The 1501-nt window shown below is 56.8% G+C and carries 1 protein-coding gene; it reads right to left on the bottom strand.

Translation table 11 applies throughout. The features are described 5' to 3' along the window. A partial coding sequence (gene istA, locus QP968_RS11030; RefSeq protein ID WP_284856442.1) for an IS21 family transposase occupies window positions 1-1359 on the bottom strand: 1359 nt, incomplete at its 3' end. Window positions 1360-1501 lie beyond the last annotated feature (142 nt).

The raw sequence follows: 1501 nt of genomic DNA, 5'->3' as shown, positions 1-1501 counted from the left end.
TCCCATGGAAAGCACGTTGCGGCATGAGAAGAACGCTTGTGCTTTGATTGGGCGCGCATCCATCAGTTCAGCGATGACTCGGCGGGTGTGCGGCCCTACCCGGGCAGCTTCGCGTAGGAAGTATTCACAGGTCCATAGCCCATGGGTGTTGGCCATCTGCGGCGGGATGTGGTCAGTGTCGGTGACGAAGGCACCGCGTTGGTGCGCAATCGTATGTACTGCTTGTCGCTCGCCGGCATCGAAGACCGTGAGCGTGTTGCCGGTGATGCGGACATCAACAGTGTGGCCGACAAGTGTGTAGGGCACGGAGTAATGCACGCTGGCGACGGTGATATGGAAGTCGGGAGCGACTTTGGCGCGCTTCCATTCCGTGCGCCGCCACCGCTGTTTTGGCAGTTCAGTGAGCAACTTTGCTTCAAACTCTTCAAACAGCTGCCGCCGACTGGTGGTGTTTCCACGAAACGGGGTGTGCGTATTGATCGCGTCAACTCGTTTGAGTATGCGACTGTTAAGTTCATCAAGGCTGACGCACTGATGATCGTCAAGAGCATGGATGACCTTTTGGGTAACGATCTTGACTCCTGCCTCAACATTGGCCTTGTCTTTCGGTCGTCTTGCACGCGCTGGCAGCGCAGCGGTGTTGTAGTGCTCCAGAAACTCCTCGTACGTGGTGTTGACACGACGATTGCGATCAGCAGCACTTATCGCGTTCGACGCCGTCGAGGCGTTATCTGGGACGATGACCTCTGCCACCCCGCCGAAGTACTCAAACGCCTGCATATGCGCATCCAGCCACGCTTGTTGGCGTTCATTGATACACGCACAAGCAAACAGCATCCCGGAATACGGCAGCGAAGCGACAAACACACTGAGCTTGCTTGGACGTCCCCCGGTGGGGTCGAACAAACGCATCTTCGTTCCTGCCCAGTCCACCTGCATAGTGTGAGCTGGTGCGTGCACGATCCGAGCAGTTACCCCGGTGGCATCTACGTGCTGTGCTACAAGCTGGCGAAACCGCTCGTAGCTGTAGTACCGCTGCCCCGGCAGCGCTGGCGTTGAGGTGTACTTCCCCCACAGGACCTGCAGCGTGGTCTTATGTCTTCCGGTCCGTGCTTTCACCACGGAATCGAAATCAATCGGGACGAACACACCCTGACCTGTGGATCTTCCGTCATGAAACAGCACAGCTATGGCTTGATCATTGAGCCCAGTAATCTGGGCCGCGGTCGTGATCTGCTCTGCTTGCAGCACCTTACGAACTTTTTGCACCGTGGAATGCGAGCATCCCATCGTCGCTGTGATCTGGCGAACGGACCAGCCTTTGAGAACAAGGTCCATCACCGCCCTGTAGTCAGTCACAATCGGACTCCTTTGGCAATGCCGCGTGCCCTGAAGTCACGCGGTCACCAAAGAGTTTCCCCGAAAACTGCGGTGTTACTCGATACTCACCATCGCGTTACCCGATACTCACCACGGTGTTACTAAATGCACGCGCGCAACA

This window comes from Corynebacterium sp. MSK041 (genome assembly GCF_030232265.1).
Taxonomy (GTDB): domain Bacteria; phylum Actinomycetota; class Actinomycetes; order Mycobacteriales; family Mycobacteriaceae; genus Corynebacterium.
Note: the sequence above shows the minus strand (reverse complement) of the source record. Positions and strands in the feature narration are given on the sequence as shown.